This window comes from Pantoea sp. GW821-FHT03E06 (assembly GCF_059420725.1).
Genome location: NZ_JBWKUG010000001.1, coordinates 1 through 19,081, shown reverse-complemented (window position 1 = coordinate 19,081; position 19,081 = coordinate 1). Strand labels below are relative to the sequence as shown.

Annotated in this window: 18 protein-coding genes; 3 read left to right on the top strand and 15 right to left on the bottom strand. The window is 53.6% G+C overall.

Features of this window, described 5'->3' with window-relative positions; all coding sequences use genetic code 11:
• Window positions 1-20: 20 nt before the first annotated feature.
• Window positions 21-434: a small heat shock chaperone IbpA gene (ibpA, locus tag AC07WB_RS00090; protein WP_097095476.1), complete on the bottom strand. Its 414-nt coding sequence runs from the start codon at window positions 432-434 to the stop codon at window positions 21-23.
• A 285-nt stretch (window positions 435-719) separates the two neighbouring features.
• On the opposite strand from ibpA, the gene AC07WB_RS00085 reads away from it, so the two are divergent.
• On the top strand, window positions 720-1,079 hold the full coding sequence (locus AC07WB_RS00085) for a YceK/YidQ family lipoprotein (protein WP_494939852.1): 360 nt from the start codon (window positions 720-722) through the stop codon (window positions 1,077-1,079).
• Here the strand turns inward: AC07WB_RS00085 and AC07WB_RS00080 are convergent.
• From AC07WB_RS00080 to AC07WB_RS00035, 10 genes are all read right to left on the bottom strand, one after another.
• Window positions 1,057-2,319, bottom strand: coding sequence for a YidR family protein (locus tag AC07WB_RS00080; RefSeq protein ID WP_494939851.1), 1,263 nt, complete (start codon window positions 2,317-2,319; stop codon window positions 1,057-1,059). The genes AC07WB_RS00085 and AC07WB_RS00080 overlap by 23 nt on opposite strands.
• Window positions 2,320-2,482: 163 nt before the next feature.
• Window positions 2,483-3,775 (bottom strand): MFS transporter, encoded by a 1,293-nt coding sequence (locus tag AC07WB_RS00075; RefSeq protein WP_097095479.1) that lies wholly within the window; start codon window positions 3,773-3,775, stop codon window positions 2,483-2,485.
• A gap of 245 nt (window positions 3,776-4,020) precedes the next feature.
• The gene (gene dgoD / locus AC07WB_RS00070) at window positions 4,021-5,169 is read right to left on the bottom strand and encodes a galactonate dehydratase (RefSeq protein WP_097095480.1); all 1,149 of its coding nucleotides are present in this window, start codon (window positions 5,167-5,169) and stop codon (window positions 4,021-4,023) included.
• A complete protein-coding gene (locus AC07WB_RS00065; protein ID WP_277977815.1) occupies window positions 5,166-5,783 on the bottom strand; it encodes a 2-dehydro-3-deoxy-6-phosphogalactonate aldolase in 618 nt (205 codons plus the stop codon). The genes dgoD and AC07WB_RS00065 overlap by 4 nt, the downstream gene beginning before the upstream one ends.
• A complete protein-coding gene (locus tag AC07WB_RS00060; protein ID WP_494939850.1) occupies window positions 5,767-6,645 on the bottom strand; it encodes a 2-dehydro-3-deoxygalactonokinase in 879 nt (292 codons plus the stop codon). Before AC07WB_RS00060 ends, AC07WB_RS00065 begins: the two co-directional genes overlap by 17 nt.
• Window positions 6,642-7,340, bottom strand: a complete 699-nt coding sequence (locus AC07WB_RS00055) for a FadR/GntR family transcriptional regulator (RefSeq protein ID WP_494939849.1) — start codon at window positions 7,338-7,340, stop codon at window positions 6,642-6,644. Before AC07WB_RS00055 ends, AC07WB_RS00060 begins: the two co-directional genes overlap by 4 nt.
• Window positions 7,341-7,732: 392 nt before the next feature.
• The gene (gene yidA, locus AC07WB_RS00050) at window positions 7,733-8,542 is read right to left on the bottom strand and encodes a sugar-phosphatase (RefSeq protein WP_494939848.1); all 810 of its coding nucleotides are present in this window, start codon (window positions 8,540-8,542) and stop codon (window positions 7,733-7,735) included.
• 152 nt (window positions 8,543-8,694) lie between these two features.
• Window positions 8,695-8,970, bottom strand: a complete 276-nt coding sequence (locus AC07WB_RS00045) for a hypothetical protein (RefSeq protein ID WP_345827630.1) — start codon at window positions 8,968-8,970, stop codon at window positions 8,695-8,697.
• A gap of 68 nt (window positions 8,971-9,038) precedes the next feature.
• Window positions 9,039-9,827: a molybdopterin-dependent oxidoreductase gene (locus AC07WB_RS00040; RefSeq protein WP_494939847.1), complete on the bottom strand. Its 789-nt coding sequence runs from the start codon at window positions 9,825-9,827 to the stop codon at window positions 9,039-9,041.
• Between the two features lie 10 nt (window positions 9,828-9,837).
• On the bottom strand, window positions 9,838-10,455 hold the full coding sequence (locus AC07WB_RS00035) for a cytochrome b/b6 domain-containing protein (protein WP_400458604.1): 618 nt from the start codon (window positions 10,453-10,455) through the stop codon (window positions 9,838-9,840).
• A 264-nt stretch (window positions 10,456-10,719) separates the two neighbouring features.
• Here AC07WB_RS00035 and AC07WB_RS00030 point away from each other — a divergent pair, with 264 nt between their 5' ends.
• Together AC07WB_RS00030 and AC07WB_RS00025 are read left to right on the top strand one after the other, a co-directional pair.
• Complete coding sequence (locus tag AC07WB_RS00030; protein WP_097095488.1) at window positions 10,720-11,430, top strand: response regulator transcription factor; 711 nt, start codon at window positions 10,720-10,722, stop codon at window positions 11,428-11,430.
• A 9-nt stretch (window positions 11,431-11,439) separates the two neighbouring features.
• Window positions 11,440-12,912 (top strand): sensor histidine kinase, encoded by a 1,473-nt coding sequence (locus AC07WB_RS00025; RefSeq protein WP_097095489.1) that lies wholly within the window; start codon window positions 11,440-11,442, stop codon window positions 12,910-12,912.
• Between the two features lie 51 nt (window positions 12,913-12,963).
• Here AC07WB_RS00025 and gyrB read toward each other — a convergent pair whose 3' ends face one another.
• The 4 genes from gyrB to dnaA form a co-directional block, all read right to left on the bottom strand.
• Window positions 12,964-15,372, bottom strand: coding sequence for a DNA topoisomerase (ATP-hydrolyzing) subunit B (gene gyrB / locus AC07WB_RS00020; protein WP_097095490.1), 2,409 nt, complete (start codon window positions 15,370-15,372; stop codon window positions 12,964-12,966).
• 17 nt (window positions 15,373-15,389) lie between these two features.
• The gene (recF, locus tag AC07WB_RS00015; RefSeq protein ID WP_097095491.1) at window positions 15,390-16,475 is read right to left on the bottom strand and encodes a DNA replication/repair protein RecF; all 1,086 of its coding nucleotides are present in this window, start codon (window positions 16,473-16,475) and stop codon (window positions 15,390-15,392) included.
• 99 nt (window positions 16,476-16,574) lie between these two features.
• Window positions 16,575-17,675, bottom strand: a complete 1,101-nt coding sequence (gene dnaN / locus AC07WB_RS00010; protein WP_097095492.1) for a DNA polymerase III subunit beta — start codon at window positions 17,673-17,675, stop codon at window positions 16,575-16,577.
• Window positions 17,676-17,680: 5 nt separating this feature from the next.
• The coding region (dnaA, locus tag AC07WB_RS00005) for a chromosomal replication initiator protein DnaA (RefSeq protein ID WP_494939846.1) at window positions 17,681-19,081 on the bottom strand (1,401 nt) is incomplete at its 5' end.

Genomic DNA, 19,081 nt, shown 5'->3' with positions numbered 1-19,081 from the left:
CATTCAACTGAGTATCCTGATTACAGGATTTCGATACGACGTGGTTTCGCCTCTTCCGGGACAATACGCACCAGATCGATGCTTAACAGACCATTTTCCAGACGCGCATCGCGCACCGTAATGTGATCGGCCAGCTGGAATTTGCGCTCGAAGTTGCGTTCGGCAATGCCCTGATACAGGTATTTACGCTCCTGCTGCTCTTCAGGATGCGCACCGCGCACCACCAGCACATTGTCGTGAGAGGTGATATCTAATTCGCTCTGCGCGAAGCCTGCTACGGCAATGGTGATGCGGTAGAAGTTCTCATCCACCAGCTCGACGTTGTACGGAGGATAGCCACCGTTGGCCTGGTTCTGATTGGTCTCTAGCAGGTTAATTAAACGATCAAAACCAATTGCAGAACGATAAAGCGGAGAGAGATCAAAGTTACGCATAATAAGACTCCTGATAATCAGCAAGTTTAGGCAACCTTCCACCATGGACAGGTTGTTTAGCCCGTTGCTGCCCCTTACGGCAACAGCAACAACACTGTTCTCTGAAAATGGGTGCAGCCTGATGACTTTCAAGGGCTAATGCGTATTTTTTTACAGCAATTCTGACGATATGGCATACACTCAGGGGACGATTCGCCTGAAATGCCAGACATGGCCACAGAGCTTTGCTAACGTCAGGTGACACACTCCAGCCAGGGCGATGCCATGTCTGAAGGGATGATGAAAATGAATATGATGAAACGCTTTCCGCTCACCGCTATGCTGGTGTGCACGACCTTTGCGACCTCGGGCTGCTCCAGCGTTATGTCTCATACTGGCGCAAGTCAGGGCTATTATCCCGGCACGCGCGCCAGCGCAGAGATGCTGACTGACGACAAAACCAGTTGGGCGATCAAGCCGCTGGCGCTGATCGATTTACCTTTCTCCGCCGTGATGGATACGATTCTGCTGCCGTGGGATTACTTCCGTTCCGATGACGACAGAAGTAAAGATTCCATACACGAGCGCGTGCTGCAGAGCGAAAAGCTGGCGGGCACCCAAGCCAGCCTGGCGACTGCAGCATCTATGCCTGGGGAATCGCACTGACGCAGAATAGCTGACGCCACCCCTCAACATCCCGCATATAGGCGATCTGCTCGCCATCCGGCGACCATACCACTGCATCACCGGATGGCGCTTGCTCACTACGTTGTGTCAGACGTGAGCATTGCCCCGTCGCCACCTCACAGCGCATGACGCTGTTATCGCAAATGAAGGCTATCGCGTTGCCAGCAGGTTGCCAGCTGAAGGCGGACTGAATGCTACTCGCCAGCTGTGTGATCTGACGCGGTTCTCCGCCATTAGGCGATACCTGCCACAGCTGCACGACATCGCGATCGTCTGCCATTAAGAAGGCAATGGCGCTGCCGTTGGGTGCGGCGCGTAGCCAATGACGCGGCTGCGGTGCTAAACCTCTGCCGTACGTAATGCGTCGCTGCTGCACGCCCGCCGGGGGCGCAGGCAGTTTTTCGGCTGTGCCCTGCAAAGGCGATGCGCCTGCTTTCGCGTAATCCGCCAAGGGTTCGGGTAAATCCACGACAAAGATTTCTGCCACTTTGTCGCCATTCGCCGCACGCGTATCGCCGATAAAGGCAATTGCCCAGCGCTGCCAGCTTCCATCGGCTTTCTGATAGCCTTGATCACCTATCCAGCACTCCTCATAAGCGCGGTCAATCTGATCGCTGCCGGGCTGTGGCTCACGCTGCGTCTGGCTTATCAGCACGCAATAATGGCTGCCGTCATATTCACGCGGATGCTGTTTGGGCGGACACACCGGATGCAGAGGCACCGCAACGCCCACGTTGCGCAGGTCATCGCGCGCATCCTTTTCATGCATCACGTGATCGTTGTAGGTAAAACTCAGGCGTGTCCCATCGGGGCTGAAAACGTGCACATGTGAACCACCGCGTAATGCCCCGGGCGTATAAGGCGCGGTGATGTCACAGGCATCGAGATTCTCCGCCATGCCTTGCTGCACGATTACGCCGCGACGGTGATGAAAATCATAGCGCCAGTGTGCATCCGGATGTTCTGGGCCGTGGATGCAGACATAACGTGGTGGCAAATCCGGGCTAACGGTCACCACGCCAACGTGTGCGCCATCGCGCGCCTGATACAGCACTTCAACGGCACCACTCGCCACATTGACGCGTTCGATAGTCAGGCTGGTAAAAGAGGCGCCGGAAGGTCGCACATCAAACGCCAGCCATTGGCTGTCGCCGGTCCAGACGTTGATGTTGGTCAACTGGTGATGACGCTGAGCAAAGGTGAGTTGTTTTTCTGACATGAGGCAACCTTACAGCTAACAGTTGCCGGATAAATTACGTGATTTGCAGGCGGGATGCGACTAAACCCGGTCGCCATTATCGTGCGGCTATTAGCCAGGTCGCCATGAATGGCGACCCTACGGCACGGTTTTGTAGGGTGCGCATTCATGCGCACCGGATGAGTTAACCCACGCGCTTCACATCACCAACCAGCAGGATGTACGACAACGCACCGATCAGCGCCACGGCTGAGATATACACCAGCGCAGGCGCAAAGCCATAATCCTGCGCCAGATAGCCCACCACCAGCGGTACAGTGATGCCGCCCAGGCCACCGACAAAGTTGAACATCCCGCCGGTCAGGCCAATCAAGCGCACCGGCGCCAGCGACGACACCAGCGACCAGGTAATCGAAGCGAAGCCGTTGCCGAAGAAGGCGATGGCCATCAACGTCATAATCCAGATGGGATCGTTAGTGTAGTTAGCGCCCATGATGCAGGTTGAAATCAGCAAGCCACAGATAATCGGCGTTTTACGGGCGAACCCAAGTGAACGGCCGCTGCGCACCAGGCGATCGGCAACGATGCCCGACAGAATCACGCCAACAAACGCCGCGAGGAAAGGCACCGTGGTCATAAAGCCCGCGGTCAGCGCCGCGATGTGTTTTTCCTGCGTCAGGTAGTTCGGGAACCAGGTCAGGAAGAACCACAGCGTTGACGTCACCGCGAATTGGCCGAGATACACGCCGCACAGCTTGCGATGGAATACCAGTTTCCAGTCGGCAGCGGTAAGTTTGGTACGGGTTTTCTTCTCGCTCGGCGCATCGCCATCAACCATCGCGCCCCCTTCGCGGATGTAATCCAGCTCGGCTTTGTTGATGCCTTTGCTCTGACTCGGTGCCTGATAGCACTTGATCCAGACCAGCGACCAGATAATGCCGATGGCCCCGGTGATGATGAACACCCAATGCCAGCTCAACAGTTCCTGGATCCAGATCAGCAGCGGCGTCAGGAATGCCAGGCCAACAAACTGGCCGGAGGTATAAAAGCCCACCGCTGAAGCGCGCTCCTGTTCCGGGAACCAACTGGTCACCAGACGGTTATTGGTGGGAAAGGCGGGCGCTTCAAAGATGCCCGTAATAGCGCGCAGGCCAATTAAGGATAATAAGCCCGTCGCGAATCCCTGGAATAGCGTTGCGACCGACCAACCAAAGATGGCAATAAAATAGGTTAAGCGTGAACCAACGCGATCAAGGAACCAACCGCCGGGAATCTGGCACAGCGTATATAACCAGGCAAAGGCAGAAAATACATAACCCATTTGCGCTTTGGTGATGCCGAATTCTTCCTGAATATGGGCAGAGGCCACCGCTAAATTAGCGCGATCGACATAACAAATAACCACCGTAATAAAGATCATCAACAAGGTAATATAACGACGGCGCGTCGGTTTGGCGTGAACAGCAGAGAGATCCATGGTGTTTCTCCGTAATCGCGATTGCCGTTAAGACGCGATAAAGCGCGCCCCGATAAACGCAGGTAGTGGTAACAAAGGTAAAGCCGCCGTGGCGGTAAATAAGCTGTGCCGGGAAAAAGGCTGAGTGAAGCCCTATGCCCTATTTCACCGGCATATAATCGTTTAGATTTAATTTAATTAAATTTAATATCCTAAATAATTTAAGTGGCAGAAAACACATCTGCAGCTTAAATTAAGATGGGTATTTACCATTCAGCAACTGAACCGTCCGGGAATCTCCAGAGTGGGTTTCTCCAGTCCGGTGCATTTTTACTACGCTCAATCACTAACTCTTCGTTAATTTCCACGCCGAGGCCCGGTTTATTTAACGGATAGAAATGACCGTCATCCATTTTGAAATCGTCTTTATTGATCACGTAATCGAGCAGTTCAGCGCCCTGATTATAGTGAATCCCCATGCTTTGTTCCTGGAACACCGCGTTGCGCGAGACGAAATCGACGTGCAGGCACGCCGCCAGCGCAATCGGGCCCAGCGGGCAGTGTGGTGCCAGCGCGACATCGTAGGATTCGGCCATTGCGGCAATTTTGTAGCACTCGGTGATACCGCCCGCATGCGACAGATCCGGTTGCAGAATCGCCAGACCACCCGCTTCCAGCACGCGTTTGAATTCAAAGCGCGAGAACATACGTTCGCCAGCGGCAATTGGGATGTGGGTTTGTGCGGCGAGGCGCGGATAGTATTCCGCCTGTTCGGCCAGCACCGGCTCTTCAATAAACAACGGACGATAGGGTTCCAGCTCTTTGATCAGCACTTTTGCCATTGGCGCACTGACGCGACCGTGGAAATCGAGGCCGAATTCAATCTCTTTACCGAAGGCTTCACGAATCTGTGCCACGGTATTGACGGCCTCGTCGACTTTGCGGGCGTTATCAATAATGCCCATCTCTTCACAGCCGTTGAGTTTAAAGGTATCAAAACCGATAGTGCGCAGTTTCTTAATGCCATCAATCACCTCTGATGGACGATCGCCGCCTACCCAGCTGTAGGCTTTGATGCTGTCGCGCACTAAACCACCCAGCAGTTGATAAACCGGTACGCCCAGCGCTTTACCTTTGATATCCCACAACGCCTGATCGATACCGGCAATCGCGCTCATCAGAATCGGGCCACCGCGATAGAAACCACCGCGATACATCACCTGCCATAAATCATTGATGCGCGCCGGATCCTGGCCAATCAAATACTCCGACAGCTCGTGTACCGCCGCTTCCACGCTGCGAGCGCGCCCTTCGATGACCGGTTCGCCCCAGCCGACAATGCCTTCATCGGTTTCAATTTTCAGGAACATCCAGCGCGGCGGCAGGCGATAAGTGGTCAGTTTGGTAATTTTCATCGTACAGCGTCCTTATAAGCAGCAATAAATGCGCGAGCCTGTTCCACAGTGCGCGACAACGGTTGCCCGGCGCGATAAAGATCGCTACCTAAGCCGGCACCAATGCAGCCTGCGGCCATAAATTCATGCAGATTCTCCGGCGTCACGCCGCCCACGGCAAACACCGGCACCTCTGGCGGCAATACCGCTTTCAACGCTTTGATGTAGCCCGGACCAAAAGCCGACGACGGGAAAATTTTCAGCGCCTGCGCACCGGCCTGTAAAGCAGTGAACGCTTCGGTGGCGGTCGCACATCCGGCGGCAACGATCATGCCTTTGGCCACCGCCTGGCGGATAACCGCAGCATCGGTATTCGGCGTGACCACTAATTTGCTATTCAGCGTCGCCAGCTCGTCGACCTGCGCCGGATTCAGCACCGTGCCGGCGCCAATTAACGCCTTGTCGCCAAAGGTTTTCACCATCGCGCCAATACTTTTGGCCCATTCCGGCGAGTTCAGCGGGATTTCAATCGCGTCGAAACCCGCGTCGATCAGTGCGCCAACGTGCGCTTCCGCTTCATCCGGCGTGATACCGCGAAGAATCGCGATCAGCGGAACCTTAGTTTGCCAGGACATTCGCAATACTCCTTATTCCGTGCTGGAAAGCACGATCGCCCTCCAGCGTGACTGAATCCATGCCGATAAAATGCAGCGCCTGCTGATAGCGTTGCGCCAGCGCACTTCCGGCAATAATGGTGATCGGTTGACTGCCTGCCGCGTGGTTTTTTGTCATTAGCGCCACTTCGTGGCCGATCAGTAAACCTGAGAGAAAATCACTGATATGACGGCGATCGCGCGCGCCGAGTACGTGTGAAGCACGCACCTCAAACAGCCGAGACAGAATCGAGGCATCGTTGCTACCGATCTGTAGGCCATCGTGGAAGGCGGTGGCGTTCTCTTCTTGCTGCGGTAAACCGGCGCCCACCAGCGACTGTTTCAGCAGCAGATGGTGTAGCTCACCGGTCATTACGGTACGGAAATCCAGCACGCGATCCTGTTCCACCTGCACCCATTTAGCATGCGTACCGGGCATGACGTAGAGCGGCGCGGGCTGCAATGCCAGCGCACCGAGTAGCTGTGTCTCTTCACCGCGCATCACGTTGTAGTTGTCGTCACGTTCGACGCTCAGTCCCGGCACGATCCATGCCTTATCTTCAACGCGCGTCAGTCGGCTACTCAACTCACCCAACGCCACCGGGCAGGACAGATAGGGCACCGATAGCCAGCCCGCGTTGCTGCCAACCATGCCGGCCATGACGACGGGAACGTCATTGGTTGGCCAACCGTCGGTCACGCTGGTAAAGACCTCGGCGGGAGTGCGATCGCCCAGGCGCGTGACACCCGCTTCTGAACGGCGCTCCTCTTTGCATTCACCGGCCTGATAATACCAGGCGCGCAGGTTGGTCGATCCCCAATCAATCGCGATATAGCTGGTCACATAATCTCCTTGAGTCGTGCCGTTGAGCTGGCAATCATCGCTTTAGCCGCCTGCTCCGCTGCATCACCATCCTGATGGCGAATGGCATCAAACAGCGCTTTATGTTCGGCTAAGGTGCGCGGCATGTTGCCTTCATCAGCCATATAGGTTTGCGCAAACACCGCTTTTTGCAGCTGGCTGATTGCCACATTGAGCTGCTGCAATACCGGGTTGTGCACCGAATTCAACACCGCTTCGTGATAGCGAATATCCGCTTCGTTAAAGGCTTCACGATTGAGGTGATTGGCCACCATGGCGTTGTAGGCCAGCTCAATGGCGGCCAGATCGGTTGAAGTGGCGCGCTCGGCTGACCAGCGCGCAATCTGCGGCTCCACCAGCACACGCACTTCGTTCATTGCCGCAATCAGACGCGGATCCTGATCGTGCGCCAGCGCCCACTGCAACACATCGCTATCCAGATAGTTCCACTGGTTACGTGGCGTAACGAAGGCGCCGCGATAGCGCTTCATCTCCATTAAACGCTTCGCCATCAGCGAACGAAAAACTTCACGGATGATGTTGCGCGAGGTGCCAAAACGCTCACACAGTTCAGCTTCCGCCGGCAACGCCGCACCTGGCATAAACTTCCCTGCCACAATCTCTTCACCCAGCGTGAGGATGATGCGTTCCGTTTTACTTAATTGTTCTTGCGTCATGATGTTCCATTCAGTGAAAGGCTATAGCGCATCAGATTACTGCTTTCGTTCCGCGAAGCCTACGCCGCCGATTGTAGTACCATAACGTTAAGCTGTACTACAATGTGGATCACAAAATAGACAATCCATATGTGAAATCGCGGTAGGGTTGCCAGAAATGGCGTAATGCTCGTCAGTTAAACCTGAATCGGTCACCATGAATGGTGACCCTACGTGGATATAGCCCGGGTTTTCGTAGGGTGCGCATTCATGCGCACCAGCATAAACAGGCATTTTTTTGCTTAACCGATCGGTATTACGCCAGGAATGGCGACCTTAAAATCGCATCGAGAGGTTTGTTGGGTCGCCACTCATGGCGACCCAATCACAACGTGAGGAGAAAAAAGAAGGGCTTACAGCACCAGCTCTTCGATAGCGTGCGCCACGCCATCTTCCATGTTGGTTTTGGTAATGAACTGCGCAATTTTTTTCACCGAATCAATGGCATTACCCATTGCTACGCCCGTTCCAGCATACTCAATCATGGCCAGATCGTTTTCCTGATCGCCAATCGCCATCACCTCCTCACGCGCCAGGCCAAGTTTCTCAGCCAGCATTTTCACGCCTTGTCCTTTATTCGCACGCGAATCGAGGATTTCGAGGTAATACGGGGCGCTTTTGAGGATGGTGTAATTATCGCGAGCCTGCTGTGGCAAACGCTGAATGGCAGAATCCAGCAGATCGGGTTTATCGATCATCATCAGCTTAGGGAAGCGCATGGCGCGATCCATTTCTTCAACAGAGCGATAGCGCACCGGAATGCCAGTGAGGCTCGCTTCGTGGATGGTGAATTCGCTGATGTCTTTGTTTGGCGTATAGAGGAAGGATTTGTCGAAAGCCTGGAAGTGGACGCCAAGTTCACGCGCTAGCTGTTCAATATAAAGGTAGTCGTCAAAGCCCAGGGTAATTTCTGCAACGCATTCACCATCATTGGCACGATGCACCAGCGCACCGTTATAACTGATGCAGTATTGGCCCTCATCAACCAAATTCAGCTCCATTAAATAGCGCTGAATACCGACATAGGGACGGCCAGTGGTAAGCACCACCATAACGCCTTTTTTGTGCGCGCGCTCAATCGCGGATTTAACGGCGGGCGTGATCTCATGCTGCGGATTGAGCAGCGTGCCGTCCATATCGATTGCAACCAGTTTTATTGCCATAACGTCCTCGTTGAGTCAGGGTTTTGATCAATGCTAGCGCGATTCAGCTCACATTGGCCAGTTTCACACCAGACTTAAGACTTTTTACTCAACCATTAAAAAAGGCCATCATATACATGATGGCCTGAAATACAGGGAGCAAGAGGCTGGTTTTACTGGCTCATTGCGTCTTTTTTCATTTTATCTTCTTTACCCATCGCATCCTTCTTCATGCCCATAGCATCTTTGTGCATGCCGTCTTTTTTCATGCCCATTTCATCTTTGTGCATGCCCTCTTTCTTCATGCCCATTTCATCTTTGTGCATGGCCTCTTTCTTCATGCCCATTTCATCTTTTTTCATGGCGTCTTTGCCCATGGTGTCAGCAGCATAGGCAACGGACATGGTCATCATTGAAGCGATAAAGGTTGCTACGATTACGTTTTTCATAGGGTGTTTCCTTACATTATTTTCATTTATGAAGCGTATTGGCGCACCAGGCACCGGGTTTTTAGCGATCAGCTTCCGCCGAACCAGTTGTATCCTTCGTCTTCCCAGTAACCGCCGGTATAACGGTTGGTTACTTCAATCACCTGTATATGCTTTGGATTTTTGTATCCCAGCTTGGTTGGGATACGGATTTTCATCGGATAACCATATTCAGGCGGTAAAATGCGTCCATCCCAGCTCAATGCCATGATGGTTTGTGGATGCAGCGCCGATGCCATATCGATGCTGGTGTAGTAATCATCTGCACATTTGAAACTGACATATTTGGCCGTGGTATCAGCCCCGATGAGTTTCAGGAAGTCAGCAAAACGCACGCCGCCCCAGCGGCCAATCGCGCTCCAGCCTTCCACGCAGATATGGCGCGTAATCTGATCAACCTGCTGCATATTGTAGAGCTGTGGCAGCGACCAGCTGCGCTTATCACTCACCAGACCGGCAATCTCCAGGCGCCACTGTTCGCCATTAACCTGTGGAATATCCTCTTCACCGTAAAACGCGTTGAACGGGAAAGACTTAGCGATACGATCTGCGCTGTATTCCGGTGCCAAACTGGCAGGATTAAATAGCCAGCCCTGAACGCGATCGTTGAAGCGAGAAAAGCTATTCAGCACGCTATCCACGTCGGGCGTTTCGCGGAGATCGCAGCCGGTTAGCATCACCACCCCACCAAGTGTTAATCCCTGGCGTAAAAAACGGCGACGTGCGGATGAATCCAGCTGGCGCGCCAAAAGTTGCTGCGCTTCTTTTACTACTGCCTCCGCATCGCCCGGTGAAAGTCCGAGATTACTTTTTTTCATTTCGCTCTCCTTAGCGTCCACGCAGCATGGCAATGAAGGTTTTAGGCACCAGCGCCACCATCACCAGATGCACCACGACAAAACCCATCAGCGCTGTCATCGCGTAAAAATGGATGAAACGCGCGGCCTCATAACCGCCAAGGAGTTCGCGTAACAATCCAAACTGGACGGATTTCCATAACACCAGCCCAGACAGCACCAGCAGCAGGCAATCCACCATTACAAACAGATAGGCAGCCCGTTGAACGTTGTTGTACTGCCGTAAATCCGCATGTGCCAGTTTGCCCTTTAGCGCGTTGATGGCATCCTGCTGGAGCCCACGTAGCGTCAGCGGTAGAAACTTTTTGGCAAAACGTCCGGTCACGATATTCATCGTCAGATAAAACACACCATTCGCAGCGAAAATCCACATGGCGGCGAAGTGCCACTGCAGCGCTCCGCCTAACCAGCCGCCGAGAGTGACCTCGCTCGGAAAATAAAAGTCGAATAGGGGTGAAGCGTTATAAATGCGCCATCCGCTCAACGTCATAAGCACAATGGCTGCGGCATTGATCCAGTGGCACGCTCGCAGCCAGCGTGGATGAATCACGGCCGGGCATGCGGTTTTTTTGTCCAAATGAATGTCCATATCATCTGCCTCCCTTTTTAATGTGGCCGCATTGTTGCGCGGGCCCGCTCTGCCCTATGACAAGAAATGTCTCAATGACTGGCTTTTAAACCCGCGGCCCCATGGAGAAATTTTCAATCCGTATCTGAGCGCAGCGTTTAAGGACTGAATGCTATTGTGGTGCGTTGTTGTTCACTAAAGCCTCACGCAGGTTTAAACAAAATGTGAACACTTTCCGCTGTCTTTAGCGGTAAATTGATCTGATAAGCGAAGCAGGAATGGATGATGCACGACGCAAAAAAAATACTTATCGTCGAAGATGACTGCGGAATTGCCGACGTTTTACGTCTGAACTTTCAGGATGAAGGCTACGACGTAACCCACGCAGCCGAAGGGAATCTCGCTGTGCAGCTGCTTGAAACCCAGCATTGGGATGCCTTAATTCTTGATTTGATGTTGCCCGGCGTGGATGGATTAGAAATCTGTCGTCGAGCCCGCGCGATGAAGCGTTATACGCCAATTATCATGATCAGCGCACGTTCAAGCGAGGTGCATCGCGTATTGGGTCTGGAACTGGGTGCAGATGATTACCTGCCAAAACCTTTTTCCGTACTGGAACTGGTGGCGCGGCTCAAAGCCCTTTTTCGTCGCCAGGAGGCGATGGCCATCAATTCACGCATGGAAGCCGGTACGCTGCACCACGAGGCGCTAATGATTGATCCCATGGCACGAGAAGTCTGGCTGCGCAGCAAGCCAGTGAATTTAACGCCGCGTGAGTTCGATCTGCTCTATTACTTTGCCAGGCATCCCGGAAAAGTTTTTTCTCGCCTCAATCTGCTTAATCAGGTTTGGGGTTATCAACACGATGGTTATGAACACACCGTAAACACCCATATCAACCGTTTACGGTTGAAAATTGAAGACAACCCAGCCGAACCCCGCTACATCCTGACGGTGTGGGGGAAAGGCTATAAATTTTCGCTGCCTGCGAATTAGGTTTTAAACATGAAACGCCTGACACTTAGCCAGCGCCTGGCGCTGGTTTTTGCTTCTCTGCTATTACTTTGCACACTGTTGTCGGGCTGGATGCAGATTCGCATTAATGCACAATATGGCAGCGCCGTGGTTCAACGCTTATCCGACGGACTTGCCAGACATATCGCCAGCCTTAATCCCGATATGATTGGCGAAAAAGGCGTTAACCTGCCGCTCATGAAGGCGCTGTTTAATGATTTGATGGCGCTCAACCCCAGCGTTGAGGTCTATTTGCTGGATTTGCAGGGCAATATTCTGGCCGATGCCGCGCCGCCTCATCATATTAAACGTACCAACGTCAGCGTTGCCCCCCTGCGATCACAGCTCAACGGCGCCGCTGCGCCAGTTTATGGTGATGACCCGCGTAATCTGCAGGAGAAGAAAGTGTTTAGCGTTGCGCCCCTTTCGCTTAATGGCCAGCCTGTTGGCTATCTGTATGTCATTCTCCAGGGAGAAAATTATCTCCAGCTGGAGCAGGAAGCGCAGCTCGATATTTTACAGCGTACGTCATTGTGGTCTTCTTTATTGGTGGTGCTGTTTGGGCTGACGGCGGGCGTGGTGGCGTTCAGTTTAATTACCCGACCGATGCGTCAGTTAACGCAGCGCGTACGCAAACTTAACCGCGAAGACATGACGGAGATAAAACAGCTAGCCGAGTTACCGTTGCCGCAACAACAAGAAAAGGATGAGGTGGCGGTATTACAAGGTGCTTTTGTCGGTATGGCGCGTCGCGTTGCCTTTCAGTGGGAAAAGCTGGCTTATCAGGATCAGCTGCGCCGCGATTTTGTCGCCAATATCTCGCACGACCTGCGCACGCCGCTCACCACTTTGCATGGTTATCTTGAAACCTTGCTGTATAAAGCGGATAGCCTAAAAGCAGATGAAAGTCAGCGTTATTTGCATATCGCGCTTTCGCAAAGCCAGAAAGTGAGCATGTTAGCCCAGCAGTTATTTGAATTGGCGCAGCTGGAATATGGCGTGATAAAACCCAACTGTGAGGCGTTTAGTCTTTCTGAACTCACTTACGATGTGGTGCAGAAATTCGAATTAATGGCCAGCACGCGTAATATTCGCTTCGTGGTGGATATGCCAGACCAGTTGCCGCAGGTAAATGCCGATGTCTCAATGATTGACCGTGTGCTAACTAACTTACTGGATAACGCGCTTAAATATACGCCACAGGCGGGTACGATTGAAGTTACGCTGCGTAACGCAGAGCGTGAGGTTGAAGTGAGCCTGAAAGATTCCGGGCCGGGTATTCCCGAGGCTTTACGAGCCACACTGTTTGAGCGTCCTTCTGCACTTTCCCATGCCAGCACCCGAAAAAACAGCGGTGGTTTAGGATTAATGGTGGTACGCCGCATTCTGCAGCTGCATGGCAAAGATATCCGCCTGGATGAAAAATACCCCGGCGCATGCTTCCGTTTCTCCGTCCCACGCTGAAAATAAAAAACCCTTCCACCAGGGAAGGGTTTTCTGTCTCGGCCTTATCGATTAGATATCGATATTGGCCGCTTTCAGCGCATTCTCTTCGATAAACGCACGACGCGGTTCAACTGCATCGCCCATTAAGGTAGTGAACAGCTGATCAGCAGCAATAGCATCCTTGATCGTCACGCGCAGCATGCGGCGGCTATCCGGATCCATGGTGGTTTCCCACAGCTGCTCAGGGTTCATCTCACCCAAACCTTTATAACGTTGAACAGACAGACCACGACGCGACTCTTTCACCAGCCACTCAATCGCCTGCTCGAAGCTGCTTACCGGCTGGCGACGTTCACCACGTTCGATAAATGCATCTTCTTCGATCAGACCACGCAGCTGCTCGCCCAGACTACAGATTTTGCGGTATTCCGGGCCATCGATGAATTCACTATCCAGCGGATAATCGGTATCAACACCGTGGGTGCGGACACGCAGCACCGGTTCGAACAGATTCTGTTCGCGGTTTGCACGCACCTGCGCCACATAGCTGCTGCCATGCGCCTCGCGCTCGGTGAGATACGCGACTAAAGCGTCGATCCAGCCCTGTACTGCGGCTTCGTCACTGAGGTCATTTAACGTTGGATGGTAGATCAGACCACGCAGCAGAGCCGCTGGGAAACGACGCTCCATACGCTTGATCATGCGCTGCGTACTGTTGAAATCAGCCACCAGCGTTTCCAGCGGCTGACCCGCCAAAGCTGGCGCGCTGGCATTGGTGTGCAGCGTTGCGCCATCGAGCGCGATAGAAATCTGATATTGATCCATCGCTTCGTCGTCTTTAATGTACTGTTCTTGCTTGCCTTTCTTCACTTTGTACAGCGGCGGCTGAGCAATATAGACGTGACCACGCTCCACGATTTCCGGCATCTGACGATAGAAGAAGGTCAACAGCAGCGTACGGATGTGCGAGCCGTCGACGTCCGCATCGGTCATGATGATGATGCTGTGATAACGCAGTTTGTCCGGGTTGTATTCGTCGCGACCGATACCACATCCCAGCGCAGTAATCAGCGTGGCGACTTCCTGCGACGCCAGCATCTTGTCGAAACGCGCTTTCTCCACGTTCAGGATTTTACCTTTCAGCGGCAGAATCGCCTGGTTTTTACGGTTACGGCCCTGCTTGGCGGAGCCGCCTGCGGAGTCACCCTCCACCAGGTAGATTTCAGACAGCGCCGGATCGCGCTCCTGACAATCCGCCAGTTTGCCCGGCAGACCGGCCAAATCCAGCGCACCTTTACGGCGCGTCATTTCACGCGCACGACGCGCCGCTTCACGCGCACGCGCCGCATCAATGATCTTGCCAACCACGATTTTGGCGTCAGATGGATTTTCCAGCAGGTATTCTGCCAGCAGTTCGTTCATCTGCTGCTCAACCGCCGATTTCACTTCTGAAGAGACCAGCTTGTCTTTGGTCTGGGAAGAGAACTTCGGATCCGGCACTTTCACCGAAACCACGGCGATCAGACCTTCACGCGCATCGTCACCGGTGGCGCTGACTTTGGCTTTTTTACTGTAACCTTCTTTATCCATGTAGGCGTTCAGGGTACGCGTCATTGCCGCACGGAAACCGGCCAGGTGCGTACCGCCGTCGCGCTGTGGAATGTTGTTGGTGAAGCAGTAGATGTTTTCCTGGAAACCGTCGTTCCACTGCAGCGCCACTTCCACGCCAATGCCATCTTTCTCGGTAGAGAAATAGAACACGGTGGGATGGATTGGCGTTTTGTTTTTGTTGAGATACTCAACAAACGCCTTGATACCGCCTTCGTAGTGGAAGTGATCGCTCTTGCCGTCGCGTTTATCTTCGAGACGAATCGAGACGCCAGAGTTGAGGAACGAGAGTTCACGCAGGCGCTTCGCCAGGATGTCGTACTCAAACTCAATCACATTAGTGAAGGTTTCATAGCTCGGCCAGAAACGCACGCGGGTACCGGTTGCGTCGGTATCACCTGATACCGCCAGCGGTGCCTGCGGCACGCCGTGCTGATAAACCTGCTGGTGCACTTTACCTTCGCGACGAATGGTCAGCTCCAGCTTCTGCGACAGGGCGTTTACCACGGAAACGCCGACGCCGTGCAGACCGCCCGATACTTTATATGAGTTATCATCAAATTTACCGCCTGCGTGCAGAACGGTCATGATCACTTCCGCCGCAGAGACGCCCTCTTCCGGGTGAATGCCGGTAGGAATACCACGTCCATCATCCTGCACGGAAACCGAGTTATCGGCATGAATAGTAACGGTAATGTCACTGCAGTGACCGGCGAGCGCTTCGTCGATAGCGTTATCCACGACTTCGAATACCATGTGATGCAGACCGGTGCCGTCATCCGTATCGCCGATGTACATGCCCGGGCGTTTGCGTACCGCATCAAGCCCTTTCAGGACTTTGATACTTGAGGAGTCATAAGAATTCGACATCAACGTTTCTCGCTCATTTAATCTTCAGGTTGAACCACTATTTTACCCTGTTCCACGCGGAACATCTTGCCCTTTTCATCACTCATGTCGATTACATGCTCGACACCAATGGCGCTGACAAATACTTGAGCCTGCGTGGCTTTTAGGCGTTCAGCTAACAGCCGGCGACGGGTGTCATCCAGCTCTGAGGCAAAGTCATCAATCAGATACAAACAGCGTCGTCCGCTGCTGCGCGTCAGATATTCGCCCTGCGCTAAGCGCAGCGCGCACATCAGTAGCTTTAACTGACCGCGTGAGAGTAAATCTTCCACCGGCGTGCCCTCAGCACGAATACGAAAATCGGCTTTATGCGGGCCGCTGGCGGTGTAGGTGAGCGCGCGATCGCGCTCGAAATTACGCTCCAGCAATTCGGCGTAGTCGCTCTCTTTATCCCAGCCGCGCTGGAAAGAGAACGCTAGCTCGAACTCTGGTAAAAATTGGCCACAGGTGGCGATGATCTCGCGGGAAATCGCCGCGCTGTATTCGGCGCGCCATGCGCTGATTTGCTCGGCCAGCGGCACCAGTTCCTGATCCCACGGACGAATCTGGCTGTAGCGCGATACCTGACGCAGCGCCGCATTGCGCTGTTTCAGCAGACGACGCAGATTGCTCCAGGCATGGAAAAAGCCGGGCGCGGCGTGGAAACAGCCCCAATCGATATAGGCGCGACGATATTTGGGACCGCCATTCAGCAGCGTAAAACCTTCCGGCGTGATCAGCTGCATGGGTAACAGTTGCGCTAACTCGGCGACTTTATGACCGTCGCTGCCATCAATGCGTACTTTGCTGTCGCCGGCGCGATTTTTGGTTAACCCCACCGACAGTTCGCGTTCACTGCCTTCAATTCGGCCGTGCAGCACAAAGGCGTCTTGATCGTGACGAATAACGCGCCCCGCTTGCAAACTGCGAAACGCACGACCGTGGCCCAGCGTGTAAATCGCCTCCAGCACGCTGGTCTTGCCGCTACCGTTGGCGCCAACTAAAAAATTGAAACCGGGGGCCAGCGCCAGATCGGCCTGCTCAATATTGCGAAAATCTTTAATCAGGAGGCGGGTTAAAGCCATGAAGTGTTCCGGGATGAAGCTATTCGGGATCTTGTAGGGGAGCCATTAATGGCTCCCAGGATGGTGCGAACATTCGCCAGGTCGGCATAAATGCCGACCTTACAAGCGCATTGGCATAACTACGTATGCCGCGGCTGGACTGGCAACATCTTCAATCTGCACGCTCGACACCGAATCAGTCAGCAGCAAACGCACGTTCTCGCACTTCAGCGCATTCAATACATCCAGCACATAGCTGACGTTGAATCCGATCTCCAGATCGGTGCCGTTGTAAGAGACATCCAGCATCTCTTCCGCTTCTTCCTGCTCGGGATTATTTGCCGTGATTTTGAGCTGATTTTCGGTGATGTAGATGCGAACGCCGCGAAACTTCTCATTCGACAGAATCGCCGCACGCGCAAATGCCTGTTTCAGAATATCGCATCCGGCTTCTAAGGCTTTATCAGGATTCTTCGGCAATACGCGGCGATAATCCGGGAAACGTCCGTCAACCAGCTTGGAGGTGAAAATAAAGTCGCCAACGTGAGCACGAATATTGCTGCTGCCGATCTGCACCTGCAGCGGTGTTTCACCGCCATCAAGCAGGCGCATCAGCTCAATCACACCTTTACGCGGCACGATCACCGAATGGTCTGGCAACGCCTGACCAATCGGCATTGAGCACACCGCAAGGCGGTGACCATCGGTGGCGACGGTGCGCAGCTCTTCACCTTCGGTTTCAAACAGCATGCCGTTGAGGTAATAGCGCACATCCTGATGCGCCATCGAGAACTGCGTAGCCTCGATCAAGCGTTTCAACGTTGCCTGCGGCAAAGTAAATTCAACCTCGCTCTGCCAGTCATCCAGGTTCGGGAAATCACTGGCTGGCAAGGTAGATAACGAGAAACGGCTGCGGCCAGAACGCACCAGCATTCTGTCGCCTTCCAGCGTCAGGCTGATCTCAGCACCTTCCGGCAAACCGCGACAAATATCGAGGAATTTACGCGCGGGAACCGTGGTTGCCCCCGGCTCGTGTGGCTGCGTCAGCGCAACGCGCGCCACCATTTCCATTTCCAGATCGGTGCCGGTCAGGCGCAGCGTATCTTCGCTGACCTGCAGCAGTAAATTGCCAAGGATCGGCAGGGTTGGACGACCGCCCAGCGGACCGCTGACCTGTTGCAGGGGCTTCAGTAACTGCTCACGTTCTACAATAAATTTCATATGCGTCAGGAAGATAATGTTCGAATGAGGTTAGAGAAATCTTCTTTGATGTCGTGGCTCTCTTCACGCAGCTGCTCGATTTTACGGCAGGCGTGAAGCACGGTGGTATGGTCGCGGCCACCAAACGCATCGCCAATTTCCGGCAAACTGTGGTTAGTGAGCTCTTTCGCCATCGCCATCGCCATCTGGCGCGGACGCGCTACCGAACGCGAACGGCGTTTCGACAGCAAATCCGCCACTTTAATTTTGTAATATTCGGCCACCGTTTTCTGAATGTTATCAATGGTGACCAGCTTTTCCTGCAGCGCCAGCAGATCGCGCAGCGCTTCGCGCACGAAATCGATGGTAATGGCGCGACCGGTAAAGTTCGCGTTGGCGATCACGCGGTTCAGCGCGCCTTCCAGCTCTCGCACATTGGAACGCAGACGCTTAGCAATAAAGAACGCCACTTCGCCCGGCAGGCGGATGTCGTTTTCATCGGCCTTCTTCATCAGGATCGCCACACGCGTTTCCAGCTCAGGCGGCTCGATCGCGACCGTTAATCCCCAGCCAAAGCGCGATTTCAGGCGATCTTCTACGCCGTTGATCTCTTTTGGATAGCGATCCGAGGTCAGGATGATCTGTTGATTGCCTTCCAGCAGGGCGTTGAAGGTGTGGAAAAACTCTTCCTGCGATCGTTCTTTATTGGCAAAGAATTGGATGTCATCGATCAGCAGTGCATCCACCGAACGATAGTAACGCTTAAACTCTTCGATAGCGTTGTTCTGCAAGGCTTTAACCATGTCCTGAACAAAACGCTCAGAGTGCATATACACCACTTTGGCATTGGGCTTGCGCGCAATAATGCCGTTACCCACCGCGTGCAGCAGGTGAGTTTTACCCAAACCGGTGCCGCCATAAAGGAACAGAGGGTTATAGGCGCCGCCAGGGTTGTCCGCTACCTGACGTGCCGCCGCGCGTGCCAGTTGGTTCGATTTACCTTCCACAAAGTTATCGAAGTTATGGCGGTTATTCACATTGGAACGGTAGGTAACATCAGCCGGCGCAGGCACCGAATCCCAGCTTGGGCGCAAAATTTGCGTGGGCGCCGGGCGATTTTCAATCGGTGCAGGCGCGCTGTAACTGGCCATTGCCGGCTGGCTGGTGGTGACCTGTGCGGCAGGACGCGTGCCCACTTCAAAACGCAGTAACGGCACATTCGTACCGCAGAATTCATTCAGCAGCCCATTGATACTATTGAGATATTTATCTCTAACCCAGTCGAGTACAAACCGATTTGGTGCATACAAGGTCAGCGTATTGTCGTTCAATTCAGCCTGCAGCGGACGAATCCACATGCTGAATTCGGTGGCAGGAAGCTCATCCTGCAAACGGGCAAGACACTGTTGCCAAAGCGTAAGTGACAC

Coding starts and splice junctions, on each gene's coding strand:
- ibpA (WP_097095476.1), bottom strand. CDS start 434: ATGCGTAACTTTGATCTCTCTCCGCTTTATCGTTCTGCAATTGGTTTT.
- AC07WB_RS00030 (WP_097095488.1), top strand. CDS start 10,720: ATGCACGACGCAAAAAAAATACTTATCGTCGAAGATGACTGCGGAATT.
- gyrB (WP_097095490.1), bottom strand. CDS start 15,372: ATGTCGAATTCTTATGACTCCTCAAGTATCAAAGTCCTGAAAGGGCTT.
- AC07WB_RS00045 (WP_345827630.1), bottom strand. CDS start 8,970: ATGAAAAACGTAATCGTAGCAACCTTTATCGCTTCAATGATGACCATG.
- yidA (WP_494939848.1), bottom strand. CDS start 8,542: ATGGCAATAAAACTGGTTGCAATCGATATGGACGGCACGCTGCTCAAT.
- dgoD (WP_097095480.1), bottom strand. CDS start 5,169: ATGAAAATTACCAAACTGACCACTTATCGCCTGCCGCCGCGCTGGATG.
- AC07WB_RS00055 (WP_494939849.1), bottom strand. CDS start 7,340: ATGACGCAAGAACAATTAAGTAAAACGGAACGCATCATCCTCACGCTG.
- dnaN (WP_097095492.1), bottom strand. CDS start 17,675: ATGAAATTTATTGTAGAACGTGAGCAGTTACTGAAGCCCCTGCAACAG.
- AC07WB_RS00035 (WP_400458604.1), bottom strand. CDS start 10,455: ATGGACATTCATTTGGACAAAAAAACCGCATGCCCGGCCGTGATTCAT.
- AC07WB_RS00065 (WP_277977815.1), bottom strand. CDS start 5,783: ATGTCCTGGCAAACTAAGGTTCCGCTGATCGCGATTCTTCGCGGTATC.
- AC07WB_RS00085 (WP_494939852.1), top strand. CDS start 720: ATGAATATGATGAAACGCTTTCCGCTCACCGCTATGCTGGTGTGCACG.
- recF (WP_097095491.1), bottom strand. CDS start 16,475: ATGGCTTTAACCCGCCTCCTGATTAAAGATTTTCGCAATATTGAGCAG.
- AC07WB_RS00025 (WP_097095489.1), top strand. CDS start 11,440: ATGAAACGCCTGACACTTAGCCAGCGCCTGGCGCTGGTTTTTGCTTCT.
- AC07WB_RS00075 (WP_097095479.1), bottom strand. CDS start 3,775: ATGGATCTCTCTGCTGTTCACGCCAAACCGACGCGCCGTCGTTATATT.
- AC07WB_RS00040 (WP_494939847.1), bottom strand. CDS start 9,827: ATGAAAAAAAGTAATCTCGGACTTTCACCGGGCGATGCGGAGGCAGTA.
- AC07WB_RS00080 (WP_494939851.1), bottom strand. CDS start 2,319: ATGTCAGAAAAACAACTCACCTTTGCTCAGCGTCATCACCAGTTGACC.